At 64.4% G+C, this 25,470-nt stretch carries 26 protein-coding genes and 1 tRNA gene; 11 read left to right on the top strand and 16 right to left on the bottom strand.

Annotation, left to right across the window (positions count from 1 at the left end; all coding sequences use genetic code 11):
• Positions 1 to 25: 25 nt before the first annotated feature.
• Positions 26 to 1,966 carry a TonB-dependent receptor domain-containing protein gene (locus IE00_RS11100; protein WP_072297178.1) on the bottom strand — a complete coding sequence of 647 codons (1,941 nt, stop codon included), beginning with the start codon at positions 1,964 to 1,966 and terminating at the stop codon, positions 26 to 28.
• A 197-nt stretch (positions 1,967 to 2,163) separates the two neighbouring features.
• Complete coding sequence (locus IE00_RS11095; RefSeq protein WP_072297177.1) at positions 2,164 to 2,682, bottom strand: cupin domain-containing protein; 519 nt, start codon at positions 2,680 to 2,682, stop codon at positions 2,164 to 2,166.
• A 129-nt stretch (positions 2,683 to 2,811) separates the two neighbouring features.
• On the opposite strand from IE00_RS11095, the gene IE00_RS11090 reads away from it, so the two are divergent.
• Both IE00_RS11090 and IE00_RS11085 read left to right on the top strand, forming a co-directional pair.
• Positions 2,812 to 4,095 (top strand): 4-aminobutyrate--2-oxoglutarate transaminase, encoded by a 1,284-nt coding sequence (locus IE00_RS11090; RefSeq protein ID WP_072297176.1) that lies wholly within the window; start codon positions 2,812 to 2,814, stop codon positions 4,093 to 4,095.
• Positions 4,092 to 5,570 (top strand): NAD-dependent succinate-semialdehyde dehydrogenase, encoded by a 1,479-nt coding sequence (locus IE00_RS11085; RefSeq protein ID WP_072297175.1) that lies wholly within the window; start codon positions 4,092 to 4,094, stop codon positions 5,568 to 5,570. The genes IE00_RS11090 and IE00_RS11085 overlap by 4 nt, the downstream gene beginning before the upstream one ends.
• Before the next feature lie 42 nt (positions 5,571 to 5,612).
• On the opposite strand, the gene IE00_RS11080 is transcribed toward IE00_RS11085, so the two are convergent.
• The 6 genes from IE00_RS11080 to IE00_RS11055 form a co-directional block, all read right to left on the bottom strand.
• On the bottom strand, positions 5,613 to 6,545 hold the full coding sequence (locus IE00_RS11080) for an MYG1 family protein (RefSeq protein ID WP_072297174.1): 933 nt from the start codon (positions 6,543 to 6,545) through the stop codon (positions 5,613 to 5,615).
• A gap of 115 nt (positions 6,546 to 6,660) precedes the next feature.
• A complete protein-coding gene (locus IE00_RS11075; RefSeq protein WP_072297173.1) occupies positions 6,661 to 7,413 on the bottom strand; it encodes an ABC transporter ATP-binding protein in 753 nt (250 codons plus the stop codon).
• Between the two features lie 3 nt (positions 7,414 to 7,416).
• On the bottom strand, positions 7,417 to 8,304 hold the full coding sequence (locus IE00_RS11070) for an ABC transporter ATP-binding protein (protein ID WP_072297172.1): 888 nt from the start codon (positions 8,302 to 8,304) through the stop codon (positions 7,417 to 7,419).
• Positions 8,301 to 9,212 (bottom strand): nickel transporter permease, encoded by a 912-nt coding sequence (gene nikC / locus IE00_RS11065; protein WP_072297171.1) that lies wholly within the window; start codon positions 9,210 to 9,212, stop codon positions 8,301 to 8,303. Before nikC ends, IE00_RS11070 begins: the two co-directional genes overlap by 4 nt.
• Positions 9,209 to 10,297, bottom strand: a complete 1,089-nt coding sequence (locus IE00_RS11060; protein WP_083554312.1) for an ABC transporter permease — start codon at positions 10,295 to 10,297, stop codon at positions 9,209 to 9,211. The genes nikC and IE00_RS11060 overlap by 4 nt, the downstream gene beginning before the upstream one ends.
• A gap of 10 nt (positions 10,298 to 10,307) precedes the next feature.
• Complete coding sequence (locus tag IE00_RS11055) at positions 10,308 to 11,906, bottom strand: ABC transporter substrate-binding protein (RefSeq protein WP_170864133.1); 1,599 nt, start codon at positions 11,904 to 11,906, stop codon at positions 10,308 to 10,310.
• A gap of 334 nt (positions 11,907 to 12,240) precedes the next feature.
• Between IE00_RS11055 and IE00_RS20810 the strand changes: the two genes are divergently transcribed.
• Positions 12,241 to 14,112 carry a Hint domain-containing protein gene (locus IE00_RS20810; protein ID WP_072297170.1) on the top strand — a complete coding sequence of 624 codons (1,872 nt, stop codon included), beginning with the start codon at positions 12,241 to 12,243 and terminating at the stop codon, positions 14,110 to 14,112.
• Here IE00_RS20810 and IE00_RS11045 read toward each other — a convergent pair.
• Positions 14,109 to 14,981, bottom strand: coding sequence for a helix-turn-helix domain-containing protein (locus IE00_RS11045; RefSeq protein ID WP_072297169.1), 873 nt, complete (start codon positions 14,979 to 14,981; stop codon positions 14,109 to 14,111). The genes IE00_RS20810 and IE00_RS11045 overlap by 4 nt on opposite strands.
• The gene (locus IE00_RS11040) at positions 14,978 to 15,172 is read right to left on the bottom strand and encodes a hypothetical protein (RefSeq protein ID WP_139291407.1); all 195 of its coding nucleotides are present in this window, start codon (positions 15,170 to 15,172) and stop codon (positions 14,978 to 14,980) included. The genes IE00_RS11045 and IE00_RS11040 overlap by 4 nt, the downstream gene beginning before the upstream one ends.
• A 323-nt stretch (positions 15,173 to 15,495) precedes the next feature.
• Here IE00_RS11040 and radC point away from each other — a divergent pair, with 323 nt between their 5' ends.
• Together radC and IE00_RS20135 are read left to right on the top strand one after the other, a co-directional pair.
• A complete protein-coding gene (gene radC / locus IE00_RS11035; RefSeq protein WP_072297253.1) occupies positions 15,496 to 16,317 on the top strand; it encodes a DNA repair protein RadC in 822 nt (273 codons plus the stop codon).
• Between the two features lie 186 nt (positions 16,318 to 16,503).
• Entirely contained in the window at positions 16,504 to 16,656 is a 153-nt protein-coding gene (locus tag IE00_RS20135; RefSeq protein ID WP_170864132.1) for a hypothetical protein, read from the top strand.
• 70 nt (positions 16,657 to 16,726) lie between these two features.
• Here IE00_RS20135 and IE00_RS11030 read toward each other — a convergent pair whose 3' ends face one another.
• Complete coding sequence (locus IE00_RS11030) at positions 16,727 to 17,242, bottom strand: hypothetical protein (RefSeq protein WP_072297167.1); 516 nt, start codon at positions 17,240 to 17,242, stop codon at positions 16,727 to 16,729.
• A gap of 258 nt (positions 17,243 to 17,500) precedes the next feature.
• Positions 17,501 to 18,187 (bottom strand): transferrin-binding protein-like solute binding protein, encoded by a 687-nt coding sequence (locus tag IE00_RS11025; RefSeq protein WP_139291406.1) that lies wholly within the window; start codon positions 18,185 to 18,187, stop codon positions 17,501 to 17,503.
• A 114-nt stretch (positions 18,188 to 18,301) separates the two neighbouring features.
• Here IE00_RS11025 and IE00_RS11020 point away from each other — a divergent pair, with 114 nt between their 5' ends.
• Genes IE00_RS11020 through IE00_RS11000 form a run of 5 tightly spaced genes read left to right on the top strand, consistent with a single transcriptional unit; the run spans position 18,302 to position 19,834 of the window.
• Positions 18,302 to 18,631 (top strand): PepSY domain-containing protein, encoded by a 330-nt coding sequence (locus IE00_RS11020; protein ID WP_083554311.1) that lies wholly within the window; start codon positions 18,302 to 18,304, stop codon positions 18,629 to 18,631.
• Between the two features lie 4 nt (positions 18,632 to 18,635).
• Positions 18,636 to 18,821 carry a response regulator gene (locus IE00_RS11015; RefSeq protein WP_072297165.1) on the top strand — a complete coding sequence of 62 codons (186 nt, stop codon included), beginning with the start codon at positions 18,636 to 18,638 and terminating at the stop codon, positions 18,819 to 18,821.
• Positions 18,808 to 19,344, top strand: coding sequence for a terminase large subunit (locus IE00_RS11010; RefSeq protein ID WP_072297164.1), 537 nt, complete (start codon positions 18,808 to 18,810; stop codon positions 19,342 to 19,344). The genes IE00_RS11015 and IE00_RS11010 overlap by 14 nt, the downstream gene beginning before the upstream one ends.
• Before the next feature lie 48 nt (positions 19,345 to 19,392).
• On the top strand, positions 19,393 to 19,596 hold the full coding sequence (locus tag IE00_RS11005) for a hypothetical protein (RefSeq protein WP_072297163.1): 204 nt from the start codon (positions 19,393 to 19,395) through the stop codon (positions 19,594 to 19,596).
• Between the two features lie 4 nt (positions 19,597 to 19,600).
• Positions 19,601 to 19,834: a helix-turn-helix domain-containing protein gene (locus IE00_RS11000; RefSeq protein ID WP_139291404.1), complete on the top strand. Its 234-nt coding sequence runs from the start codon at positions 19,601 to 19,603 to the stop codon at positions 19,832 to 19,834.
• A gap of 113 nt (positions 19,835 to 19,947) precedes the next feature.
• Here IE00_RS11000 and IE00_RS10995 read toward each other — a convergent pair.
• The 4 genes from IE00_RS10995 to modA form a co-directional block, all read right to left on the bottom strand.
• A tRNA-Ser gene (locus IE00_RS10995) sits at positions 19,948 to 20,037 on the bottom strand.
• A 107-nt stretch (positions 20,038 to 20,144) separates the two neighbouring features.
• Positions 20,145 to 21,218, bottom strand: a complete 1,074-nt coding sequence (gene modC, locus IE00_RS10990) for a molybdenum ABC transporter ATP-binding protein (RefSeq protein ID WP_072297161.1) — start codon at positions 21,216 to 21,218, stop codon at positions 20,145 to 20,147.
• On the bottom strand, positions 21,215 to 21,919 hold the full coding sequence (modB, locus tag IE00_RS10985; RefSeq protein ID WP_072297160.1) for a molybdate ABC transporter permease subunit: 705 nt from the start codon (positions 21,917 to 21,919) through the stop codon (positions 21,215 to 21,217). Before modB ends, modC begins: the two co-directional genes overlap by 4 nt.
• The gene (modA, locus tag IE00_RS10980; RefSeq protein ID WP_072297159.1) at positions 21,912 to 22,685 is read right to left on the bottom strand and encodes a molybdate ABC transporter substrate-binding protein; all 774 of its coding nucleotides are present in this window, start codon (positions 22,683 to 22,685) and stop codon (positions 21,912 to 21,914) included. Before modA ends, modB begins: the two co-directional genes overlap by 8 nt.
• A gap of 329 nt (positions 22,686 to 23,014) precedes the next feature.
• Here modA and IE00_RS10975 point away from each other — a divergent pair, with 329 nt between their 5' ends.
• A complete protein-coding gene (locus IE00_RS10975; protein ID WP_072297158.1) occupies positions 23,015 to 25,468 on the top strand; it encodes a glucose/quinate/shikimate family membrane-bound PQQ-dependent dehydrogenase in 2,454 nt (817 codons plus the stop codon).
• Positions 25,469 to 25,470: the final 2 nt, after the last annotated feature.

Here is a 25,470-nt window from a genome sequence, read left to right as displayed (position 1 = left end):
GCCATTTGCGCCGATCGCGCTGTCGTCAGAACCGGACGCGGGCGGACAGGCCGATGCTGCGACCGGGTTCCTTCTGGCCCAGGATTTCGTCGAAATCACCGCCATAGCTGGCGCGGTCGACATAATCGCGATCGAACAGGTTGTTGACCTCGGCGCGCAGGGTGACGTTGGCATATTGCGCGGGTTCGTATTCGGCAAAGACGTCGACGACGGTATAGCCGGGCCAGTCGCGGGTCGCATCCACGCCCTTGCCGTCCTCGTCCAGCGTGTGCTGGACGACACCGCCCAGTTCCAGACCGGCCATGACCTCGTGGCGGGCCTCCAGCGTCAGGATGCGGCCCGGAACGGTGCCCAGATCCAACAGGTCATAGGTGCTGGCATCGCCGCCATCGACCTGCACATCCGTGTCGCTATAGCGCAGCGTGGCATAGCCCCCCAGCCAATCCTGACGGGCCGACAGGCGGAAGCCCTTGGATTCGACGTCACGCACGGCCAGCTTCTTGCGGGCATCGTTCAGGCGGGTGCGGAACAGCTCGGCCCCCAGGGTGGTGTTTCCGGTGGTCCATTCGGCCCCAAGGACGACGTTCTGCGCGCGGGTGTGGCGCAGATCGTCATAGGCGCCGGCAAGTTGATAGGCATCGGAAAGGTCATAGACAGCAGCCAGCGGCGTGCCCCCGAAGACCGTCGAATACCCGGCATTCAACGCCAGCGCATCGGTCGCGTGCCAGGTGACGGCGGCATTGGCACTGGCGCCCTCGGTATCGACCGACTGGCCGCCCGCTCCGGTAAAGCGGTTCCAGTCATAGCGCAGGCCGGCGCTGTAATCGAACCGGCCATGCGTCCCGCGTGCCTGGGCGAAGGCGCCGGTATTGGTCACATCCTCGCGGAAGGAACCGGCGGTGCCACGGAAGACACCATCATAGGTGGCCTTGCTGCGGCTGTTCTCGACACCGGCGGTGACGTCCATCACGCCAAGCGCGAAATGGTTCTGCGCCTTGACGGTCAGCGTGTCGGCATCGCCCTTGTTGAAATCGCCGCTGGGGCTGCTGTCGGCATTCAGGTCGGTGGTGTCCAGATCGCTGCGGGACTGGGTGACGAGGAATTCCGGATCGACAAGCCCATCCGCCGACAGGCGCCGCAGGCTCAGGGTCTGGGTCGTCTGCTTCAGCGCATAGCGGCGCTTGTCGTTGGGACGACCGACCAGACCGCCGAAATTCGCACGATAGGGGCGCAGCGCGTCGTCCTGCACCTGCAGGGCGCCGAATTCGGCCCGCCAGTCGCCCATCTGGGCGCCCAGCTTCAGCGCATAGCTGTTCAGGTCCGCGCCCGAATAGGCGACGTCATCGCCGGCGCCGTCCTGGTAATCATCGCCGGTCGCGCGCTTGGCATAGACCAACGCATCGACGGGACCCTGACGCCCATAGAGCGTCACCGACCCCTCGGTCGTTCCCCCGTTCGAGGCATAGCCCGTCGTCACCTGCCCGCCATGGGTCTGGCCATCCTCCAGCATGTCCAGCGCGGATTTGGTCTCATAGGCGATACTGCCCGCCAGCGCGCCAAAGCCCGCATCGGCCGGTGCCACGCCCGCATCGACGCGCGCGGCCTTCAGCAGGTTCGGATCGATGATGTTGGTGCCGGTGTGGTGGAACATCCGGTTGTTCTGGGCCGCGCCATCGACGGTGACGGCCAGCTGCTGCTGGTCGATGCCGTTGACGAAGACGCGTTCGGTCACGGTCATGCCGCCGCCGACGATGACGCTTGGTTCGGCGCGAAAGATGTCCTTCATGCTGCCGGTGCGGGCGTCGTCCAGCTGATCGGCGGTCACCGACACCTGGCTGGTGTCCTGTTCGTCGGCCTGAAGGACGATCGGCTGCAGCACGACGGGGTCGGCTGCGGTTTGCGCGAAAGCGATTGCGGGAAGAAAGGCAGTGCCAAGCAAAAGCGCTGCCATGCTGGGTCTGGGCATGGGTCGTCTCCATCGGGTGCGTGGACGGCTGGCGATGGCGACGATGCGCGCGGGCTTGCTGCAGGGGCGTCTTTAGTCGGATTGTACCTCGCTGTTAAGAGGGATTTCACAAATCCGTGCATTTCCGCCGGGGCGGCTGGCGTTCAGAAGGTCGGCGGCGTGCAGGCGCTGACCAGCACGCATTTCTCTGGTCCGACCTAGCGGAACCTGTGGGGGGCGCGGCTGTCGAAGTAATAGGCGTCCCCCGGCCCCAGGATCTTGCGCTGCGGGCCGACGGTCACCTCGACCCGGCCCGACAGGACGATCCCGGCCTCCTCGCCCAGGTGGCCATACATGACGCGGCCCGTATCGGCGCCGATGTCATAGGTTTCGCGCAGCATCATCAACTGGCGTCCGAAAAGATTGGCCCCCACCTGTTTCAGCGACAGCTTGCCCTTGCCGATCTCGGTCAGGTCGCGTTCGGAATAGAAGCTGACCTGTTCGGGATCGGGTTCGAAGGCGAAGAATTCCGACAGGCTGATCGGGATGCCCTCCAGCACCCGACGCAGCGCCCCGACCGATGGGTTCATCTTGCCGGATTCGATCAGCGATATGGTGGAATTGGGAACGCCGGTCAGCTTCGCCAGCGCGCGCTGCGAATGCCCGGCACGTTCGCGAACGAACCGCAGGCGCAACCCAAGTTCAGTTTCGGGGGGCAAAGCGTTAATGTCGTTCATGATTCACCTACGGATCATTATGCCGTCAACCATTACAATCACTTGGCGGATCGAAGAAACAGACTTTCGCAGAAAACTTAACGTTCTATCCTGCTGTCATCACCACCACCCATGGACAGGACCTGACCAATGAAGAATGCAGAGATCTCGAAGCGGCGCGATGCGGCCATCTCGAACGGGGTGGGGATGCAGACGCAGGTCTATGTCGAGCGCGCCCTGGGGTCCGAGGTGTGGGACATCGAGGGCAACCGCTATATCGATTTCGCCGCCGGCATCGCGGTCGTGAACACCGGCCACTGCCATCCCCGCATCATCGAGGCGGTGACGAAGCAGGCCCAGGCCTTCACCCATACCTGCCACCAGGTCCTGCCCTATGAGAACTATATTCACCTGGCCGAGCGTCTGAACGACAAGGTGCCGGGCGATTTCGCCAAGAAAACCGTTTTTGTCACCACCGGCGCCGAGGCCGTCGAAAACGCCATCAAGGTCGCCCGCGCTGCCACCGGCCGCCCCGCCGTCATCGCCTTCGGCGGCGCCTTCCACGGCCGGACCTTCATGGGCATGAGCCTGACGGGCAAGGTCGCGCCTTACAAGAAGAACTTCGGCGCGATGATGCCCGACGTCTATCACGTGCCCTTCCCGATCGAATTGCACGGCACCTCGGTCGAGGAGACGATGGGGTCGCTGCACAAGCTGTTCAAGGCCGACCTGGACCCCGACCGCGTCGCCGCCATCATCATCGAACCCGTGCAGGGCGAAGGCGGCTTCTATCCCGCGCCCGCCCAGCTGATGCGCGACCTGCGCCAGTTGTGCGACGACCATGGCATCATCATGATCGCGGATGAGATCCAGACCGGTTTCGCCCGCACGGGCCGCATGTTCGCGATGGAGAATTACGACGTCGTCCCGGACATCACCACCATGGCCAAGGGCCTTGCGGGCGGCCTGCCCCTTGCCGCGCTGACCGGACGGGCCGAGATCATGGATGCGGCCCAGCCCGGCGGCCTTGGCGGCACCTATGGCGGCAACCCCCTGGGCATCGCCGCGTCCCACGCCGTCTTGGACGTGATCGAGGACGAGGATCTGTGCAACCGCGCCAATGCCTTGGGATCGCGGCTGAAGCAGCGCCTGGAATCGATCCGCGCCCGCGTGCCGGAAATGGTCGATGTGCGCGGCCCGGGCTTCATGGTCGCCGCGGAATTCAACATGCCCGACGGCAAGACCCCCAACCCCGACATGACCAATGCCATCCGCGCCGAGGCGCTGCGCCGTGGCCTGGTCCTGCTGACCTGCGGCGTCTATGGCAACGTCATCCGGTTCCTGGCGCCGCTGACCATCCCCGACGACATCTTCGCCGAAGCGCTGGACATCCTCGAGGCGTCGATCGATGCCGTGAAAGGTGCCGGGAAATGAACATCGCCACCAGCCCGAAACCCCTGACATTGAACGACCCCTCGCTGCTGGAAACGCGCGGTTTCGTGGATGGCCGTTGGATCGAGGGTGCGGCCCGCTTTGACGTCCAGGACCCCGCGACGGGCGCGTTGATCGCCCAGGTCGCGGACCTGACCGTCGAAGATACCGCCGCCGCCATTGATGCCGCCCATCGCGCCGGTCCCGATTGGGCTGCGATGACGGGCAAGGAACGCGCGGCCATCATGCGTCGCTGGCATGACCTGATCGTGGCCAATGCCGATGATCTGGCCACCATCCTGACTGTTGAAATGGGCAAGCCCTTGCCCGAGGCGCGCGGAGAGATCCTCTATGGCGCGTCCTTCATCGAATGGTTCGCCGAAGAGGCCAAGCGCATCTATGGCGATGTCATCCCGGGCCATCAGCGCGACAAGCGCATCATGGTCCTGAAGCAGCCCATCGGCGTCGTGGGCGCCATCACGCCGTGGAATTTCCCGAACGCCATGATCGCCCGCAAGGTCGCGCCCGCGCTGGCCGCCGGTTGCACCTTTGTCGGGCGGCCCGCCGACCTGACGCCGCTGTCCGCGCTGGCGATGGCGGTGCTGGGCGAACGGGCGGGGATTCCGGCGGGGGTGCTGAACATCATCCCCTCGACCGACGCGGCAGGTGTGGGGCAGGAACTCTGCGCCAATCCCAAGGTGGCCAAGATCACCTTCACCGGATCGACCCGCGTCGGCAAAATCCTGATGGAGCAGAGCGCGGGCACCATCAAGAAGCTGTCGCTGGAACTGGGCGGCAATGCCCCCTTCATCGTCTTCGACGACGCCGATCTGGACGCCGCGGTCGAGGGCGCGATGATCGCCAAGTTCCGCAACAACGGCCAGACCTGCGTCTGCGCCAACCGCATCTATGTGCAGGCGGGGGTCTATGAAGCCTTTGCCGACAAGCTGGTCGCGGCTGTCGCGGCGCTGAGGGTCGGCAACGGTTTCGACCAGGGCATCACCACCGGCCCGCTGATCAACGATGCCGCCGTCGCCAAGGTCGAAAGCCACATCGCCGATGCGCAGGGCAATGGCGCCACGGTGCTGGCGGGCGGTACACGATCCGATCTGGGCGGGTCGTTCTTCCAGCCCACCGTGATCCGCGATGTGACCCGCGACATGCTGGTCTGCCGCGAGGAAACCTTTGGCCCGCTGGCCGCCCTGATCCGCTTCGACACCGATGCGCAGGCGATCGAAATGGCCAATGACAGCGAATTCGGGCTGGCGGCCTATTTCTACAGCCGCGACCTGAACCGCGTCTGGCGCGTGTCCGAACGTCTGGAAAGCGGCATGGTCGGGGTGAATACCGGCCTGATCTCGACCGAGGTCGCGCCGTTCGGTGGCATCAAGCAGTCGGGGCTGGGCCGCGAAGGGTCGAAATACGGGATCGAGGATTACCTCGAGATCAAGAACATCTGCCTTGGCGGCATCGGCTGAGGGCGGATCCCGCCGCGCCCGTCACCGGGCGCGGCGCAGACATCATGCCTGCACGGCCTCGGCTTCGGCGACGGCCAGTTCGGCCATGTTCATGATCGCCTCGCGCGTGTCGGCGACAGCGATGAAGCGGCCGTTGTGACAGAATTTGGCGCCCTTGACGCCGGATGCATCCTCAAGCTCCTTGTCGGTCAGGCCCGCCCATGCGGCGGGCAGGTCGGCGCGCTGTTCGAACCCGTCCTCGGACAGGCGGATGCCGGTCAGGGTCCAGCCGTCCGAACGCGGCGTCGCCACGAACAGCAGGTGGTCGGCCCCGGCCTTCAGGACCGCCGACCGGAACGGCATGCCCATCGGCAGTTCCAGAACCTTGCCGTTCCCTGCCCGTTCGATCGCCGCCATCACCATGGATTCGGCGCGCAGCTTGGATGCCTTGCGCTGGATGCGGGCCTCGACGAAGGCGCGGGCGATCTGCAGGGCGGCGTGGAAGGCCCGGTCATCGGCATCGGGGCTCTGGTCGTCAAAGACCGGCTTCAGGCTCTCCAGCAGCGCAGGCAGGGTCATGTCGGACAGCATCGCGCCAGCGGCCGCGGTCACCAGAACGCCGTTATCCACCAGGTCGATGGGCAGCACGAAGCCCTGGTCGAAGGACCGGAAGACCTCGGGGCGGTGATCGTCGGGGATGTCCAGCGCGGCCAGGTAATCCATGCCGAAATGCCGCCAGATCAGCCCGAAGGAACTGAGCGGATGACCCTCTTCGCGCAGCGGCGCGTCGGGCTGATGGTGGTCGAAGATGCTGCGATCGGCGTCGTATTCGCGGCCCACGTCATAGATGACGCGCCCTTCGGCGGGGGTGGTCAGGTCGCGGTCGCGGGTGCGGATCACCGCAGCGTCGGGGAACAGCCGAGTCAGGATGACGCTGGAGAGCAGTTCATCGGCGTGAAACGCGCCGGAATGGGTGACAAGCTGGGTGATGGTCATGAAACGGGTCTTTCGGGTAAGGCGCGCGGCGCGTTGAAACGGGATCGCCGCCCGGCCCTGACGGCGCGGACGGCGTTTGACGGGCGTTCTAGCGTGAAAGGGCGCCCAAGCTCAATCAGGCAGGCTGATAGCCGCTTGAAGCGCGGATCAGGTGGCGGGTGTAGTCCTGTTCGCCCGCACCCCGGCGCAGGGCATCGACCGACATCACCTCGACGATGCGGCCATGTTGCATGACCGCCAGGCGGTCGCACATATGCCCGACCACCGACAGATCATGGCTGACCATCACATAGGTCAGCCCGTGTTCGGCGCGCAGATCGGCCAGCAGGTTCAGGATTTCAGCCTGAACACTGACATCCAGCGCGCTGGTCGGTTCGTCCAGCAGCAGCAGGCGCGGTTCGGCGGCCAGGGCCCGCGCAATGGCCACCCGCTGGCGCTGGCCGCCCGACAGCTGGTGCGGATAGCGGAAACGGAAGCCGCGGCCCAGGCCCACATCCTCCAACAGGCGGGTGATGCGGGCGTCGATATTGTCCATGCCCTGCAGGCGCAGCGTCTCGGCCAGCACGGCGTCGACGGAATGACGCGGATGCAGGCTGGCATAGGGGTCCTGAAAGACCATCTGCACGGTCTTGAAAAAGGCACGGTCGCGGCGGTCGGATTTCAGCGTCCTGCCCTCCACCGCGATGTCGCCCGACCATGTCGGGATCAGGCCCGCGATCGCCCGCAGGATGGTCGATTTCCCCGACCCCGATTCCCCGACCAAGCCAAAGCTTTCGCCCGGCTGGACCGAAAAAGTGGCATCCTTGACCGCATCGACCCGGTCCGGCGCAAGGCCGAACCAGACATTCAGTTCGTTGACGTTCAGCATGGCTTACAGCCCTCCGGGCAGGTCGGTGTCGGCATGGGGCATCAGGGTTTCCCCGTCACGCCAGCTGTCCTGGCGCTGCAGCACCGGCAGGCGGTCGACCGGTGCCTCCAGCCGCGGCAGGCTGGAGAGCAGTCCCTGGGTATAGGGGTGGCGCGCCTTGTGCAGATCGCGCGCCGCCAGCGTTTCCACGATGCGCCCCGCATACATGATCAGCACCCGGTCGCAGAACTGCGCCACCAGGTTCAGGTCGTGGCTGACGAAGATCAGCCCCATGCCCCGGTCGCGCACCAAACGGTCCATGATGTTCAGAACCTCGGTCCGGACCGACACGTCCAGCGCCGATGTCGGTTCATCGGCGATCAGGATGCGCGGATCGGGGGCCAGCATCATGGCGATCATGATGCGCTGGCCCATGCCGCCCGACACCTCGTGGGGATAGGCGTTCATGACGCGTTCGGGGTCGCGGATCTGCACGGCCTCCAGCATCTCCAGCGCCTTCTGGCGGGCGGTGTCGCGTGGGGCCTTGGCGTGCAGGCGGTAAGCCTCAATGATCTGCTGGCCGACGGTCATCACGGGGTTCAGGCTGAACTTGGGGTCCTGCATGACCATGCTGATGCGCCCGCCGCGGATCTGGCGCATCTGGCGATCGGGCAGGTTCAGGATCGACTGTCCCTCGAGCGTCATCGACGCCGCGGTGACCTGGCCGGGGGGGCGGACCAAGCCCAGGATGGCGCGGCCCGTCATCGACTTGCCGCTGCCGGATTCGCCCACGACCCCCAGACGTTCGCGGCCCAGATCGAAGCTGACCCCGCGCACGGCCTGAAAGCTGCCCTGACGGGTCGGGAAGGTGACGCGCAGGTCGCGCACCGACAGAAGGGGGGCGTCGGTCATGACTTGTCTCCTTTCGGGTCCAGGACGTCACGCAGCCCGTCGCCCAGCAGGTTGAACGCGATCGAGACGGTGAAGATCGCCAGGCCCGGCATGGCCGCGACCCACCAGAAATCCAGGATATAGGTCCGCCCATCCGAGATCATCGCCCCCCATTCGGGCATCGGCGGCTGCGCGCCAAGCCCCAGGAAGCCCAGGCCCGCGGCCGACAGGATGATCCCCGCCATGTCCAGCGCCACCCGCACGATCAGCGAACTGACGCAGAGGGGCCAGATATGCCGGATCAGCAGACGCAGGCGACCGGCGCCTTGCAGGCGCGCGGCGGCGATGAAATCGGCGTGGCGGATGGTCAGCGTCTCGGCCCGTGCCAGTCGCGCATAGGGCGGCCATGCGGTCAGCGCCAGGGCCAGCACCGCGTTGCCGATACTGGGACCAAGCGCCGCCACGAAGGCCAGCGCCAGGATCAGCTTGGGGAAGGCCAGGAAGATGTCGGTCACGCGCATCAGCACCTGATCGACCCAACCGCCCGCAAAGCCCGCGACGGTGCCGATGAACAGCCCGATCACCGGCGCGATCAACGCCACCGTGCCCACGATGAACAGCGTGATCCGCGACCCGTGGATCAGGCGGGACATGATATCGCGGCCCAGCCCGTCCGTGCCCAGCCAATGGGCCGCCGATGGCGGCTGCAACCGCGCGCCCAGATCCTGGGCATAGGGGTTCTGCGGCGCCAGCAGCGGCGCAAAGATCGCCATCCCGATCAACAGGACAAGGATGATCAGCCCGACCATGGCCAGCTTGTTGGACCGAAAGGTCAGCCAGCCCTGATAGATGGCCCCAAGACGCGCCTGTCTGCGGGTCTGGGGGGCGTCGGACAGCAGCCAGTCGCGACGGGATATGGAGTTGCTCATTTCGACCTCGGGTCAAGGACGCGGTACAGCAGGTCGCTGAACAGGTTCAGGACGACGAAGCAGACGCCGACGACGACCGTGCCGCCCAGGACCGCGTTCATGTCGCCCGAAAGAAGGCCGCGCGTGATATAGCTGCCAAGACCGGGCCAGCTGAAGATGATCTCGGTCAGGACCGACCCCTCCAGCAGCGATCCAAAGGACAGGGCGATGACCGTGGTCAGGGGAATGGCGATGTTGCGGAAGGCGTGGCGCCAGATGACCGCGCCTTCGGACATGCCCTTGACGCGGGCGGTGATGACATATTCCGCTGACAGCTGTTCCAGCATGAAGCTGCGCGTCATCCGGCTGATATAGGCCAAGCTGTAATAGCCCAGCAGGCTGGCCGGCAGGATGATGTGGCTGAAGGCGTCGCGGAAGGCTGCCCAATCCCCCGCCAGCAGGCTGTCGACCAGGATCATGCCGGTGACGGTGGGCACCATGCCGTCATAGATGATGCCTTGGCGCCCCGGTCCGCCGACCCAGCCCAGGATGCCATAGAAGATCAGCAAGCCCATCAGCCCCAGCCAGAAGATCGGCATGGAATACCCGACCAGCGCCACCACGCGGGCCACCTGGTCGATGATGCCGCCCTTGCGCGCGGCGGCGATGACGCCCAAGGGCACGCCCACGAAGATGCCGATCAGCGTCCCCAGGGTCGCCAGCTCGAATGTGGCGGGGAAGACGCGCTTGATATCCTCGGCCACGGGTTGGCCGGTCGATATGGACCTGCCGAAATCGCCGGTCAGCACGTCGCCGATATAGCCGAAGAACTGCACGATCAGCGGGCGGTCCAGCCCCATGGCGACATAGGCGGCGTCATATTGCGCCTGCGTCGCGCGGTCGCCCACGACCTTCAGCACCGGGTCGATGGGCATGACGCGACCGATGATGAAGGTCACCAGCAACAGGCCCAGCAATGTCAGGGCCAGCGACAGGACGGTGCCTGCGATGCTGCGGGCGCGGCGGCGGCGCAAGGCGTTGCGGGCCGAGGGGTCGGGACGGTCTGCGCCGGGGGTGTTGCCCCCGGCGCCCGTGTTGTCGGTCATGGCCACAGGCTTATTCGCCCTTCGTCACCTGGCGGTAGATGACCGAGGTGACGGCCCCGCCGCTGAACCAGTTTTCGACATTGTCCTGCAGGCCCGCCTGTTCGATGCGCTGGAACAGCGGGATGATCGGAGCCTCGGCCTGGTACTGGGCCTGGATGTCCTTGTACATCTGGGCGCGCTTGTCGGCATCCTGTTCGAGGGTCGCGGCAACGGTGGCCTCGTTCATCTCCTCGGGGACGGCATAAGCGTTGCGCCATGCCAGAAGACCCACGGCCTGCGCCTCGTCGCTGTTGTCGGGGTTATAGGCGAATGTCGCGGCATTGGTGTTCGGGTCGGAATAATCCGGGCCCCATTCGCCGATGAAGATCGGCACTTCGCGGGCGCGATAGGCGTCCAGCACCTGCGCCCCGGTCATCTGCTCGATCTCCAGCGTCAGGCCGGCCTGTGCCATGGATGCCTGCAGGGTCTGCGCGACATCGATATATTCGCGCAGGTCGCGGATGCGGGTGGTGATGGTGCCGCCCTCGATGCCTGCATCGGCCAGGATCTGCTTGGCCTTTTCGACGTCATAGGTCCAGGGCTGGTCCTCCAGCACGCCCAGATAGCCAAGCGGCAGGAAGGCCTGATGGGTGGTGAACTGGCCCTTCAGGAAGCTGCCGGTGATGCCTTCGTAATCGACCAGATATTTCATCGCCTCGATCACGGCAGGGTTGGACAGCAGTTCGTCCTTCTGGTTCAGGCCCATATACATCATGCGGCCGCGCGGTTCGTCCTGGATCTTGACGCCCTCGACTGCGCCGATGCTTTCGACATCGGTGGGGGTCAGGTTGCGCGCGACATCGATATCGCCCTGTTCCAGCAGCAGGCGCTGCGCGCTGGATTCGGCCACGTTGCGCACGATCACCCGCTTCATCGCGGGGGCGCCCTGCCAGTAATCCTCATAGGCGGCCAGCTGCACGGCCTCGTTCGGGCGCCAGGCGGACAGCGTATAGGCGCCGGACCCCGCCTCGTTCGTGTTCAGCCAGCCATTGCCCAGATCGCCGTCCTGTTCATTGGCAAGCACGGTTTCCTTGTCCACGACGCTGGCGATGTTTGCGGTCAGGCAGTTCAGGACGAAGGACGGCGCATAGGGCTTGTCCATCACCAGGGTCAGCTTGTTGCCGTCGGCGGTGATCTTTTCCTCGGCATTGTCGGCGGTAAAGCCGAACTGCGTCAGGATGAAGGCAGGCGTCTTGTCCAGCTTGACGGCGCGCTGCAACGACCAGGCGGCGTCTTCGGCGCGGACGGGGTTGCCGGAATGGAAGGTCACCCCCTCGCGCAGGGTGAAGGTGATCGACAGGCCGTCCTCGGACACTTCCCAGCTTTCGGCCAGGCTGGGCTTGAAACCCGCTTCCATGTCCAGCGGGTCGAAATCGACCAGCCGGTCATAGGTGTTGTTGTTCACGTCATTGCCCGAAAACTCGAAGGATTGGGCAGGATCCAGGCTGATGATGTCGTCGATGGTATGGGCGACGACCAGCGTATCGGCCGGGGTCTCGGCATAGGCGGCGGTCGACAGCGCAAGGGCGGATGCCAGCAGCGCGGCGCGCGTGGTCAGGTTCAGCGTCATGATGGGTTTCCCTGTAGGTTATTTTTTCGGTCCCGCTTGGTGCAGGGTTCATGACGTGCAGGTTGGCGCATGCCCGCCATCCTTGCAAGTGCCCTGCAAGACGCGCCGATGGCCGGAATGCGGCCTGACTGCCGATCGTTCCGGATACGCCCATAACAACCTTTAATTGTGCAGAGTTAATCTGCCAAAAATGCCATTTAATTCCAGATTCTGAGAAATTTGCACGCTGCGCGTGTGAATTTCTTGATTGGAATCATCTGCCGTCACAGCATGGCTTGGTTAACGGCATCTGGCGGCAGTGCAATCCGGCCGCTTCAATCAGGAAAGTGCGCCCATGACCTTGGTCATCGTAGATCCCGCTTCGGTTGAATTGGAACATCTCAGCGCCGTGGACGTGAAGTTTTCGGGTGCCCATATCGGAGGGGGGATATATTTCAGCGCCAACCACGATCCTGCACTGGGAGGAGGCAGCAAAGCCATCCCGCAGCGCAGCCTTGACGGCCAGGCCCCCCAGCACAAGACCAACGAATATGAATTCACCCTGCGTGACGGCACCTCGCCTTGGACCGCCTATCGCGACGATCTGGACGGCGATGGCAACAAGGATTTCGTCAAGGCCGGCTTCGACATCGGGCTGCAGGTGGGCCACCGGCTGACTTCGACCGGCGATTTCTATGACGGGCCTGCCGCGCCCTTGCTGATCGCCAATGATCCGGGCGATCTGACGGGAACCGTGACCATCACCGGCTATCCTTCGGCGGATGGGTCGCTGAACGGGCGGGACGGCGTTCTGCACGAGACCAGCGGAACGCTGTCGCAGGGGGGCTATACCGAACAGCAGGTGAACGGCGATATCGGCGGCTATTTCACCATCCAGGGCGCCGAGGTCACCGGCGGCATGAGCGGTTCGGGAAATTACTTGGATTTCGATCCCGATGGGGATGGGCAGTCCCAGACCTATCTGATCGGCGCGGTCGCGCGTGCGGGAACCATGACGGACAGTTCGGGACATGTGCAGCACTTCGCGCAATCGACGTCCTTTTCGCCCCATTACGCGGATCTGGCTGAAACCATCCAGTCGCTGTCATCTGCGAATGCCCGCGTGGCGGATGATTTCCCGCGCATGACGATGCTGTCGGCCCAGACCCAAGGAGCAAGCGCCACCACCGTTCAGGGCCAGTTCTTCCACGAGGACATCTATGGCGGCATCAATGACGACACGCTTCTTGGCGGCGGGGGCGACGATTACCTTTGGGGAGGCGAGGGCGACGACCTGCTTGAGGGTGGCACCGGCAACGACACGCTGGATGGCGGCAGCGGCAATGACCGTCTGACCGGCGGCGCAGGTGCGGACCTGTTCCGCATCCGCCCCGAGGGGACCGGCACCATCACCGACTTTTCGGATGCCGATGGCGATGTCATCGACCTGGGATCGCATTTCAACACGCTGGATGCGGTGGTCGCGGCCGCGACGCAGATGCCGGACGGGTCGCTGATGATCGCTCTGCCCCCTGAATCGGGTGGTGGCAGCATTCGCGTCCTCGACACCAGCATGGACGATCTGACGGCCATCAACATCAATGTCGTCTGCTTCTGTGCGGGAACCCTGATCCAGACCCCGCAAGGCGCGCGACCGATCGAGACCCTGCGCGTGGGCGACCTGATCACGACCCGCGACGGCACCGCCCTTCCCCTGCGCGCCATCAACTGCCGGACCTTGGGCGCGCAAGAGATCGCGCTGCGCCCCCATCTCTGGCCCGTGACGATCAGGGCCGGCAGCCTTGGCCCGCAGGTTCCCGCGCAGGACCTGGACGTATCCCCGCAGCACCGCATCCTGGTGGACAGCCCCATCGCCCGACGCATGGCGGGCGCGGCAACGCTGATCCCGGCCAAGGCACTGCTGTCGATGCCCGGCATCACCCAGCCATCCCCCCGCGGGCCGGTCAGCTATCTGCACCTGGTCTTTGACGGGCATCAGGTGATCTGCGCCAACGGTTGCTGGTCGGAAAGCTTCTTTCCCGGCGATCAGGCGATGCGGTCCCTGCCTGCGCGCCTCAGGCTGGAATATGCACAGATCTTCCAGACATCCGAAAGCCGCGTGGCGGCGCGACGGCTGGTGCAGGGTGCCCGGGCCAGGCGCATGGTGGCCCGCCATGTGGCCAACGGGCGCGCGATGCAGGAGAGCCGGACCCAGCTGACCCCCTAGGGCCAGGCGGCAAAGGTCGTGCCGGTGTTCTGGTTGGCGGGGTCGCGGCGCTGGCGGTTCGGGGAATGCCCCGTCATGCGCTTGTAGAAGCGGCTGAAATAGGCCGGATCGGAAAAGCCCAGGTTCTCGGCGATATCCGCGATCTGCATGCTGGAACTGGCCAGCAGGACGTTCGCCTCCTGGATGATGCGGGCATGGATCAGCGCCAGGGGCGCCCGTTCCGTCGTCTTGCGCAGGATCGCGCTGAGACGTTCGGGCGTGATCTGCAATTCCTGGGCATAGCGGGCGATCGGCCATTGGGCGCGCAGGTTCTTTTCCACCAGCTGCAGAAAGCGCACGGCGATCATGCGGTCCGAATTCTGCGCCGAATGGTCCAGCGGTCGCGTCAGCCGCCAGATATCGATGCACAGGACCGCCGTGTGGTGGCGCATCACTTCCAGATGACCGGGCTGTTCACCCTCGATCTCGGCGCGCAGGCGGTCCAGGCCGCGATGGAACTGTTCGGCGAACCCGCGATCAAGATCGGTCGAGACGAAGGGCAGCATGATGATCGAGCGCAGGCTGTCGGCCATGGGTCCTGCGGCGATGGCCTGGGCGATGCCGACCTCGGACAGGGACAGGATCATGCCGCGCGTGCCGGCCTGCATGGTGACCGAATTTCCGGTATCGGCAGGAAGCCAGATGATGCAGGGGGCCACGAAGGGAACGGCCCCCTCCTTCAGATGCACCTTCCCCTGCCCCGCCTTCATGGCGACGGCATGGTGCCGCCGGTCGCGGAAGGACCGCGCCCCGGCCGTCAACTGGCTGTGGATCGGCAGCACCTCGATTTCGGGCGCGATGGTGCCCTTGGTGTCTCGGGCATAGGTCATACGGTCACGTCGTCCCAATCCGGCACCGATTTCATTTGCAATCCGATCTTGTCGCCATCGTGTTTCCCCCTGCCCTTCATCCCCCCAAAGGAACGAGCTTGAAACATAGTTTCTTGTGCAAACATAATCAATGACCCGGCGTCATCCGCCAGCGCAGCCCCCTCTGTTGCCCCCGCCATCAATCTTACCACGGGCGCCGCAGACTTGACGATTGTCAATTCACGCGAGGCTTGCTGAACGGGCAAAATCCCCCGCGCCTTGGGCAGGATCGGTCGGCCATGACCCGTGACGCAGCCGCGTCACGGAATTAACGTTTTCTTTACCCTGATCGGGCAGGTTCGCAGGGAAATGGCGGGCGACATCCCGGCGGCCGCCTTCTGGACGAAATCACGACTGGACAGAATGGATGACGGATCGGTTCGAACCCAAAGGCGACCCCGCCCCGATCGCTGAGCAGAGCCTTGATCGGATGACGGGCTCCGGGCGTCGACAGGGCGGCTTTTCCGAGGAGGCGATGGCGGGGCTGGCCGAACTGGAGGCGCGCATGCCTCCGGCCGATGCCATGACCGAACCCGCCTTTGCGCCATCCTTCCGCATGACCGACCGCCTGAGACCGGACGCCGCAGCGGGGGGCGGGCTGATCCGCGCCGCAAACGGCACGGCCCGTCCGCATTACTGGGGGCACCGGGAGCGGCTTCGGACCCGGTTTCTGGCCAGTGGCCACGGCCCGATGCCCGAATATGAATTGCTGGAACTGCTGCTGTTCAACGCGATCCAGAAGATCGACGTCAAACCGCTGGCCAAGCGCCTGCTGGAGGCCTTCGGGGATCTGAACGGCGTGATCGCCGCGTCCGAGCATCGCATCCTACAGGTCGAGGGCGCAGATCGCTGGGTCTATCTGCAGCTGCGCATCATCGACGCCTTCGCCCAGCGCATGGCCCAGGCCAAGGTGCTTCAACGCGAGGTCCTGTCATCCTGGGACGAATTGATCGCCTATTGCCGGACCTGCATGGCCCATCGTGGGACCGAGCAGTTCCGCGTGCTGTTCCTGGACCGCAAGAACACCGTCGTCGCCGATGAAGCGCTGGGCACGGGCACGGTCGGACATGTCCCAGTCTATCCGCGCGAGGTCGCAAAGCGCGCGTTGGAGCTGGAGGCCAGCGCCGTCATCCTGGTGCACAATCACCCCTCGGGCGATCCCACCCCCAGCCGCGAGGACATCACTATGACCGCCCGCGTCATGGCGGCCTGCGAGGCGATCGATGTCACCGTCCATGACCACGTCATCATCGGCAAGGATGCCGAAACGTCCTTCCGGGCCTCGGGCCTTTTGTGAAACGCGGCCTGATGGCCTAAAGCGGCGGCGGTCGGTAAGCGGTCGGCCTCCGTCCCAGCAGCGCGGGCCGATGGGGGCGTCGCATTCCGGCCTGTCCATAAAGCCAACTGTGTCCATGACGTCATCGATGGCTAGGCTGATGGGGTGTCGAATGATGGCACTTTTGTTCTCAGTTGGGTTTTGATGATGAAAAAGACATATGCTGCACCGGCACTGCGCACCCACGGTACGTTGGAGGATCTGACCCACGGTATGGGCGGTGGCCGGGACTTTCCCGGCCGGGGTCATGGACATGGCCACGGCCACGACAAGAAGCATCAGGAACTGACCTTCTCCTAATGAACGGCGCGGGCGGCGGCCTGTCCGTCGCCCCCATCGGGCATTGTGTCTGCCCCTCGGGTCGCGTCCGTTATTCCAGCAGGTTGATCCGCAGGCCCAGGTCGATCCCGACATCCGTGCCGCCATAGGTGTCGATGGTCGACTGGCGTCCCTCGGCATAGACCCCCAGATCCAGAATGGAGAGCGGAGTCTCGACCCTGACGCGCGTGATGCGGTCCTCTCGGGCGGCACCCAGAAACATTGCGCCGGTGGTAAGGGCCCTGGACAACCGGAGCGTCACCGGCTGCCTGCCCAGGGTTCCGGACCAACTGGCCGCGACCCGGGTGCGCAGGGTGTTCTGCCCCGTCATACGTTCCCCCGGTGAGACGTCCAACCCGAACAACCCCGCCTTGGTCAGCGTATGGCTGGTCAGATGGATGGCATCCTTGCGATAATCATCCTGATGCGTTCGGGCCAACGCGACCTGCGCCTGATGAAAGCCGACCGGAGTGCGGAACAGCCGCCGCATGCCGATCTGGCCGGTCACGGCTGTTTCGGCATCCACGCTGTCATCATCGTAAAACCCCGACGGCAGCCCTTGACCCATGTCCAGCGTTCCAAGGGCCGGTCAGCACAGGCGCGCGCCCCGGCATACAAGCGATGAAACCCATGCTTCGGTTCGGCCTCGGCACTGTAGCTGTGTGACAGACGCAGGCGGGCCGCGCAACTGAATGACAGGCTTTGCCAACCAGTATAGCGCAGCCCCATCAGAACACCCGATCTTGCCCGCGAATCGTCGGACACCCGAAAGGGCAGTCCACCGATGGTGATGCGGTCCGACGGGATGCCTCCATTGACGTTCGTGTCATGGCGCAACAGCGGCACCAGCGCATGTCTCGATGGCAGGGGCTGAAGGGATGGACCCGCGGGGCCGTGCAGAAAGCACTGTAGGCCCAGAAAGGCCCGTCCCGCCGATGAAACCCGCGTCTCGGTCCAGGTCGCGCTGTCCGCGGAACACCAGCGACACGTCGCCGCCGGCACTGGACCCGGTCCCGCTCCCCGACAAGTCATCCGCCCCAAGCCCGGGGAACCCGCCCTGGACCGTCGCATCGACCCGGCCCGGCGCGTCCGCGCCCCCCGCAAGGGTTCCACGCTCAGTTCCCGAGAAGCCCGAGCCGTCGATGCGGCCATCCGTGACTCTCAGTTCCCCCTCCAGTTCGCGACTGTCGCGGGTGTTGAAATCGTCCATTTCACTCCGGATCGTGCCGGCCACGAAATCGGCATCCAGATATAGATCGTCGATGACGTCGGCCCTTTCTAGGGATGCGGATTCATCGCCGAAGGCAAGACCGACGACACCGTCATATTCCGCCCTGCCCCGGACCGGCATCGATGCCGCCGACGTCTGCGCGAGGTTCTGGGTCTCGGCGACGATGCGGACGGCGCGCGCGGCGTCATCGTTGTAATCGGCCAGTGGGTCATCATTGTCGCCGCCACCGCTGCCGCACGCCGCAAGGGCCAGCAGGCTGCCCAGCATCATGAACCGTACCATGGATGATTCTCCGTCATTGCTTGTGTTCGCCCCCCTTCTGCATGACGCCTGCTGACAGCGACCTGATGGCGGCTGTCAGGGAATTGTCAGCAGGATCGCGCTAGGGGGTGGGGCATGTTGCATGTCATCACATTCCTTTTGGGCAGCTTGCCCACCACGACCGAGGCCATGCCCTCGCTTGAGACCGAGGACGGTCTTGATGCCGCCTTCGCGCGTGCGGCCGTCCAAAGCGGGCGGATCATGCCGCTGGAGAAGATCCTCGACATTCTGCGGGACCGGATCGAAGGCGAGATCATCGCCATCCAGCTTGAACTGGAAGAAGGCGCGCTGATCTATGAATTCGACCTGATCAGCCCCAACGACCATGTCTTCGAGGTTGAGGTGGACGCGGCGACGGGCCAGATACTCGAAATCGAACATGGCGCCGGGGACAAGGATTTATGACGCGATGCATTGCCTGATCGTCGAGGATGACGACACCATTGCCGCCGACCTGTCAGAGGCGCTGACCCGCAGCGGCTTTCACGTCGAACGCCGGGCGGATGGCGAGGAGGCATGGTTTGCCGGAGGAACCGAGGGCTACGATCTTGTGGTGCTGGATCTGGGCTTGCCGCGGATGGATGGGCATCTATGACGCGCACAACGTCGCGAAGAAGCTGATTTACCGCAAGGAACAGTCTTACCTCGAAGTCATCTCTGGCGATGGCGGGCCGCGACATGGCCGCACCCCCGGCTTCGTGCTGGCCGATGAAAGCCAGATCTGGAAGGGCCGCTACCTTTGGGAGGCGCCGACCAACGGCTTGGAAAAGATCGATGACAGCCTTCTGGTAGTGGCCTCGACCGCTGGCCGGGGTCAGGAAAACTTGGCCTGGGACTTCTTCGAGGATGCCCGCAAGGTGGCGCGCGGCAAGGTCGATGATCCCTCAATCCTGCCGATCCTGTTTGAGGCCGACCGGCGAGAGGATTGGGAAGACGAAGACCTTTGGCACCGCGTGAACCCCGGCTTGCAGCATGGCTATCCGTCGCTGGCAGGCTTCCGGCGTCACGCCAAGCGGTCGCAGCGCAGCGTTGGTGATCGGCAGAGCTTCAGGCAGCTCAAGCTGAACATCTGGCTGGATGCCTCGACCGAACCGCTGGTGGACATGGATAAGCGATGAACGGGGCCTCGTCGTTGCGGCTCACCTAGCTGCCAAAGGCGGTGAAACATGAGCGACGCTGCAAAAGAGCAGATCTGGGCGCTCGAATCAAAGCTGAACAATATTGCCAACCTGGTCGCGACCGTGGAGGCTGTTTCTTGGAAGTTGGCCCAGTCTGACGTCCCCGATGACGTTAAGCCGTTTAGAGACGCTGCTATCGGAATCAGCCATGCTCTGCATGTGCAAACCGAAGGGGGTCACGATGGCGGATAGAGTGATGATTCTGGTCGAGGCTGACGAAATCACCCGGCTGCGCGCTGAAAATAGGGCGCTCAGGGATGAACTGAAGGCAGTGAAAATCACGCCCCTTCCCGACTGGATATCGATCAAGGATTACGCCGATCGTGTCGGTGTAACCACTGCCACGGTGCGAAATTGGATCAGGAAAGGTGTACTTGAAACTTATCGCCATGGCAGCAAAACCATGATGCGGACGCGACCGCGCAGATGAACAATCTTCCCGCGCCTCCCTGCATCATCCATTTTACGGTGGGGGATCGCGCGGGGGGTCAAATCAGAAAATTTTAGGAAACCAGAATGAAAACAGTGCTTTACAAGGTTAAATGGCGGAGACGAAGGGATTCGAACCCTCGAGACCCTTTCGGGCCTGCACCCTTAGCAGGGGTGTGCCTTCGACCACTCGGCCACGTCTCCGCTGATCCGTATATGGATGTCGCCGGGGGGTGACAAGGGCATTTTTGGCATATTCTCAATCTCTTTGAACAGATCGTCAGGCGGTGCCTTTCGGCAGAACGATCACCCTAGGCCTTTCGGGTCACGGCGACGGATTTGATAATGGCATAGACCGCAAAACCTGGCCCCAGCTGCAGCGACGCCGCGGACCGGGCGGTGATGCGGGCCAGCAAGTGGTCCTGGCCCACAGACAGTTGGACCAGAACATCCGGACCAGCGCCCCTGGTCACGGACAAGACCCTGGCGGCCAAGATGTTCAACGCCGAGACATCCTTCGGCGGCGACAAGGACAGCATGACGTCCTGCGCATGGATACGCAGGCGCAGGTGCTGGCCGGGTGGCGCGGCCATTCCGGGTACAAGCAATTGCCCCAGGGAACTTGCCAGCCGTGTCAAACCGTCATCGTCATGCCCTTCGACCGTGGCCTCGACGACCGAACCGGTTTCCTGCATTCCAAGATGTCGCGCGGTCTCCGGGTCGGACATCAGCTGTCCCAACGGCCCGACCTGCGCGACCTTTCCGTCCTGCATGATCACCAACGTCGTCGCCAGCCGGGCGACTTCGGACATCGCGTGGCTGACATAGAGGATGGGGATCTGCGTCTGATCGCGCAGACGCTCCAGATAGGGCAGGATTTCGGATTTGCGCGCATCATCCAACGCGGCCAGGGGTTCGTCCATCAGCAACATGCGCGGGCGGGACAGAAGGGCGCGGCCGATGGCGACGCGCTGCTTCTCTCCTCCCGACAGGGCGCCCGGGCGGCGGTCCAGCAGATCGCCGATCCCCAGAAGCGACACGACATCGTCCAGGCCGATCCGGTCGGAATGGCGGGAAAACCAGCGGCCATAGGTCAGGTTCTGCCGCACGCTCAGATGCGGAAACAGGCGACTGTCCTGAAAGACATAGCCCAGCCCGCGACGGTGAGGCGGCAGCCAGCGCCCCGTCTGGCTGTTCGACAGGTCCTGACCGTCCAGCGTCACGCGCCCGCGCTCGGGGCGCAACAGACCCGCCACCGCATTGATCACCGAGGTCTTGCCCGACCCCGATCGTCCGAACAGCGCCGTGACACCAGCCTGGGCTTGGAATTCGACGTCCAGGGTGAAGCCGGCAAAGCGATGATGCAGCGTGACAGAGAGGCTCATGTCCCGGCGATCCGTCGGGCGATGGCGCGGCCGACCCATTCCGACATCACCAGCGCAACCATGGCGATGCCGACCGCGATCAGGACAAGGCGCAGCGCGGCTCCTTCGCCACCGGGGACCTGCAGGAAGGAATAGATGGCCGAAGGCAGGGTCTGGGTCTGGCCGGGGATGTTGCTGACGAAGGTGATGGTGGCGCCGAACTCTCCCATCGCCTTGGCGAAGGCCAGGATGGCGCCCGCGACGATGCCCGGCAGGATCAGCGGCAGGGTGACGGTCAGAAAGACCCACGCGCCGTTCGCGCCAAGCGTGCCTGCGACCTGTTCCAGCTTGGGGTCCACGGCCTCGATGGCCAGTCGGATGGCGCGGACCATCAGCGGAAAGGCCATGATCGCCGCCGCCAGCGCGGCCCCGGTCCAGCGGAAGGCCAGAACGATGCCGCAGCAGTCGTCAAGAAAGCCGCCGACCGGGCCGCGCCTGCCGAACCCCATCAGCAGGATATAGCCTGTCACGACCGGCGGCAGGATCAGCGGCAGATGCACCAATCCGTTCAGCAGCTGCTTGCCCCAGAACTGGCGTCGCGCCAGCAGATAGGCGACCGCCACCCCAAAAGGCAGGCTGACCACCGTCGCCCAGAGCGACACCTTGAGCGACAGGACCACGGCCTGCCATTCCTGCGGCGTCAGGCCAAAGGTGCTATCCATCGGCGCCGATCACGGTAAATCCTTCGGCCTCGAAGACACCTTCGGCCTGATCGCCCTGAAGGTGATCCAGGAAATCGCGGGCCTGCGGGTGGCTGCTCTCGGCGACAAGGGCTGCGGGATAGGTGATCGGATCGTGGCTGTCGTCGGGCAAGCGGCCGATCACGACCACATCCGGTTCAGCCGCGGCATCGGTGGCGTAAACGATGCCCAAGGGCGCCTCGCCGCTGGCGACCAACGCCAGGGCAGCGCGGACATTGTCGGCCTGCGCCACATTGGCCGCCACCCCCTGCCACAGCCCAAGCGACTGAAGCGACTGCTTGCCATAGACGCCGGCAGGAACCGAATCGACCAGCGCCATCGCCAGCTTGCCCTGACCCAGCAGACCCGACAGGTCGAAATCGGGGGCCAGCGTGAGGGGTTCGGCACCCTGCCCGCCGATCAGCACCAGGCTGTTGCCCAGCAGGTCAACCCGGCTGTCCGGTACGATCAGGTCCTGATCCTGCAGCAGGTCCATCCAATCCACCGCGGCCGAGATGAAGATGTCGGCCGGTGCGCCCTGCTGGATCTGTTTGGCCAAGGCCGAACTGCCCGCATAGGACACCACCACCGTGTCATCCGACATCGCGTTCCAATCATCGGCAACCCGGTCCAGCGCAGTCTTCAGGCTGGCGGCGGCGAAGACGGTGATCTGTTCGGCGCGCATCGGGGTGGCGCAGGCCAAGGCCAGCACGACCCCCAAAGTCAGTTTCGGCGCAAGGCGCGTCATCGCATGTCCCGTCGGCGTTATGTTCCGGCGACCATAACACTCGATCGGGCACCGGGTTGCAATCCATTCGCATGCGGAACCCCCGATCACGCCACCGTGTTGACCCTGTGACGCCCTGATCCGACGCGACGCCCGTGGCGGTCGAAATACGCAGGCGTCGAATGATTGCGTTACATATCCATGAGGTTTAACAGGCCCGCAGGTTCGGCATGCAATGGTACATCATCGCGGCGTGATCCGGACCTTTTCTGATTTTCATGCATCGCATCCGGCATCCCTCCTCCTCGTTTCATGCCTGATGCCGATATGGACAAAAAAGGAAGATCATCATGATGATCTCATTCATGTCCTGCATTCTTGGATTGCTTGGTTTGGCGCTGGCCTTGGGCGGCACGAAACTGGCAATGCTGGGAGGCAGTCTCTATTATATCATTGTCGGGGTGGCGCTGCTGGTGACCGCCCTTCTGATGTTCCGCCGCAAGGCCGCATCGCTTTGGCTCTATGCCGCGATCGTCATCGGAACATTGGCATGGGCCGTCTGGGAAGTCGGTTTCGACTGGTGGCAGCTTGCGCCCCGCGGCGGCATCCTGGTCCTGATCGCGCTGATCCTGTGCCTGCCGGCCTTCCGTCGCAACCTGGGCGACCGCTCCGAGGTCGGCGCCCCGCGCGCGGCGTCGGTGCTGCCGGTTGCCTTGGCATCGGTCGTGTCGATCCTGGTGGCGGGTTATTCGCTGTTCCAGGAACCCAGCCGGATCATCGGCGAATTGCCCGCCGAAAAGCTGACCACCGACGCCAATACCGGCAACGCCATGGAAGACGGCGAATGGCATCAGTACGGCCGCACGAATTACGGCCAGCGCTGGTCACCGCTGGAACAGATCACCCCCGCCAACGTGGCCGATCTGGAGCTGGCCTGGGAATACCAGACAGGCGACGTCAAGCGCCCCGACGACGTGGGCGAGACGACCTATCAGGTCACGCCGTTGAAGGTGGGCGACAGCCTCTATGTCTGCACGCCGCATAACATTGCGATCTCGATCGATGCCAAGACCGGCAAGGAAAACTGGCGGTTCGACGCCAATTCGGGCATGAACCCGGATCGCCAGCACCAGACCTGCCGCGGTGTCACCTATTGGCAGGCACCCGAGGTCACGGCAGCCGCATCCACGGACGATCAGCCCGATGCGACCCAGGTCGAAACCGCGGACGAGCCTGCGGTGCAGCCCGTCGATGACCAACCCGCCGACGACACCGCCCTGCGCGCGGCGGCGGCGGCCGAATGCCCCCGCCGTGTCTACCTGCCCACCGCGGATGCGCGTCTGATCGCGTTGAATGCCGATACGGGCGAGGTTTGCAGCTTCTTTGGCGAAGAGGGCACGCTGGCGCTGGAGCGTGGCATGGAATACAACCCGGCGGGTTACTACTACTCGACCTCGCCCCCCGTCGCGGTCGATGGCAAGCTGATCATCGGCGGCGCCGTCAACGACAACTTCTCGACCAAGTCGCAGTCGGGCGTCATCCGCGCCTTCGACATCGACACGGGCGAACTGCTGTGGAACTGGGACAGCGGCAACCCCGAGGATACCACCCCCATCGATATCGAGGGCGGCGAACGCTACACCACCAATTCGCCCAACAGCTGGTCGGTGTTTTCCGCCGATGCGGAACTGGGGCTGGTCTATATCCCCACCGGCAACCAGGTCCCCGACCAGCTGGGCATGAACCGCAGCCCCGAGGTCGAGGCACGGTCCTCGGCCATCGTGGCGCTGGACATCGCGACGGGTCAGGAACAGTGGATCCGCCAGACGGTGCATCACGACCTGTGGGACATGGATGTTCCCGCGCAGCCGGTGCTGATCGACCTGACGCGCGACGGACAGACCGTTCCCGCCCTTGTCGGTCCCACCAAGCAGGGCGACATCTGGATCCTGGACCGCCGCACCGGCGAACCGCTGAGCCCGCGTGACGAACTGCCCGCGGCCCCCAGCAAGATCCCGGGCGAGGAGACCTCGCCCACGCAGCCCATCTCGGCGCTGACCTTCCGTCCCGACCGCCTGACGGGCGCGAACATGTGGGGCGGCACGATGATCGACCAGATGATGTGCCGCATCCAGTTCCAAAGCCTGGACTATGAAGGCCAGTACACGCCGCCGTCGCTGAACGGCACGCTGGTCTATCCGGGCAATTTCGGGACCTTCAACTGGGGTTCGGTGGCGGTCGATCCCGAACGTCAGGTGATGTTCGGCATGCCGACCTATCTGCCCTTCACCGCGCGCCTGGTTCCGGCCAGCGAAATCCCCCCCAAGGGCGAGGATGAGAAGGCCAGCGAACAGGGCCTGAACCGCAACGAGGGTGCCGATTACGGCGTCTTCATGGGTCCCTTCCTCAGCCCGCTTGGCGTGCCCTGCACCGCCCCGCCCTGGGGCTTTGTCGCCGGTGCCGATCTGAACACCGAAAGCGTCGTGTGGAAGCACAAGAACGGCACGATCCGCGACATGACGCCCCTGCCCCTGAAGATCAAGCTGGGCGTTCCGGGCATCGGTGGTCCGATGATCACCCGGGGCGGCGTGGTCTTCCTGGGTGCTGCGGTGGACGATTACCTGCGCGCCTATGACCTGACGACCGGCGACCAGCTGTGGGAAACCCGTCTGCCTGCAGGCGGCCAGTCCACGCCCATGACCTATGAGCAGGATGGCGAACAATACGTCGTCATCGTGGCCGGCGGTCACGGGTCGGTCGGCACCAAGCCGGGCGATTACATCATGTCCTACAAGCTGCCCTGATC

Source organism: Paracoccus sp. SM22M-07 (genome assembly GCF_001887735.1).
Classification (GTDB): Bacteria; Pseudomonadota; Alphaproteobacteria; order Rhodobacterales; family Rhodobacteraceae; genus Paracoccus.
Note: the sequence above shows the minus strand (reverse complement) of the source record. Positions and strands in the feature narration are given on the sequence as shown.

Coding starts and splice junctions, on each gene's coding strand:
- IE00_RS11100 (WP_072297178.1), bottom strand. CDS start 1,966: ATGCCCAGACCCAGCATGGCAGCGCTTTTGCTTGGCACTGCCTTTCTT.
- IE00_RS11095 (WP_072297177.1), bottom strand. CDS start 2,682: ATGAACGACATTAACGCTTTGCCCCCCGAAACTGAACTTGGGTTGCGC.
- IE00_RS11090 (WP_072297176.1), top strand. CDS start 2,812: ATGAAGAATGCAGAGATCTCGAAGCGGCGCGATGCGGCCATCTCGAAC.
- IE00_RS11085 (WP_072297175.1), top strand. CDS start 4,092: ATGAACATCGCCACCAGCCCGAAACCCCTGACATTGAACGACCCCTCG.
- IE00_RS11080 (WP_072297174.1), bottom strand. CDS start 6,545: ATGACCATCACCCAGCTTGTCACCCATTCCGGCGCGTTTCACGCCGAT.
- IE00_RS11075 (WP_072297173.1), bottom strand. CDS start 7,413: ATGCTGAACGTCAACGAACTGAATGTCTGGTTCGGCCTTGCGCCGGAC.
- IE00_RS11070 (WP_072297172.1), bottom strand. CDS start 8,304: ATGACCGACGCCCCCCTTCTGTCGGTGCGCGACCTGCGCGTCACCTTC.
- nikC (WP_072297171.1), bottom strand. CDS start 9,212: ATGAGCAACTCCATATCCCGTCGCGACTGGCTGCTGTCCGACGCCCCC.
- IE00_RS11060 (WP_083554312.1), bottom strand. CDS start 10,297: ATGACCGACAACACGGGCGCCGGGGGCAACACCCCCGGCGCAGACCGT.
- IE00_RS11055 (WP_170864133.1), bottom strand. CDS start 11,906: ATGACGCTGAACCTGACCACGCGCGCCGCGCTGCTGGCATCCGCCCTT.
- IE00_RS20810 (WP_072297170.1), top strand. CDS start 12,241: ATGACCTTGGTCATCGTAGATCCCGCTTCGGTTGAATTGGAACATCTC.
- IE00_RS11045 (WP_072297169.1), bottom strand. CDS start 14,981: ATGACCTATGCCCGAGACACCAAGGGCACCATCGCGCCCGAAATCGAG.
- radC (WP_072297253.1), top strand. CDS start 15,496: ATGGCGGGGCTGGCCGAACTGGAGGCGCGCATGCCTCCGGCCGATGCC.
- IE00_RS20135 (WP_170864132.1), top strand. CDS start 16,504: ATGAAAAAGACATATGCTGCACCGGCACTGCGCACCCACGGTACGTTG.
- IE00_RS11030 (WP_072297167.1), bottom strand. CDS start 17,242: ATGGGTCAAGGGCTGCCGTCGGGGTTTTACGATGATGACAGCGTGGAT.
- IE00_RS11025 (WP_139291406.1), bottom strand. CDS start 18,187: ATGGTACGGTTCATGATGCTGGGCAGCCTGCTGGCCCTTGCGGCGTGC.
- IE00_RS11020 (WP_083554311.1), top strand. CDS start 18,302: ATGTTGCATGTCATCACATTCCTTTTGGGCAGCTTGCCCACCACGACC.
- IE00_RS11015 (WP_072297165.1), top strand. CDS start 18,636: ATGCATTGCCTGATCGTCGAGGATGACGACACCATTGCCGCCGACCTG.
- IE00_RS11010 (WP_072297164.1), top strand. CDS start 18,808: ATGGGCATCTATGACGCGCACAACGTCGCGAAGAAGCTGATTTACCGC.
- IE00_RS11005 (WP_072297163.1), top strand. CDS start 19,393: ATGAGCGACGCTGCAAAAGAGCAGATCTGGGCGCTCGAATCAAAGCTG.
- IE00_RS11000 (WP_139291404.1), top strand. CDS start 19,601: ATGATTCTGGTCGAGGCTGACGAAATCACCCGGCTGCGCGCTGAAAAT.
- modC (WP_072297161.1), bottom strand. CDS start 21,218: ATGAGCCTCTCTGTCACGCTGCATCATCGCTTTGCCGGCTTCACCCTG.
- modB (WP_072297160.1), bottom strand. CDS start 21,919: ATGGATAGCACCTTTGGCCTGACGCCGCAGGAATGGCAGGCCGTGGTC.
- modA (WP_072297159.1), bottom strand. CDS start 22,685: ATGACGCGCCTTGCGCCGAAACTGACTTTGGGGGTCGTGCTGGCCTTG.
- IE00_RS10975 (WP_072297158.1), top strand. CDS start 23,015: ATGATGATCTCATTCATGTCCTGCATTCTTGGATTGCTTGGTTTGGCG.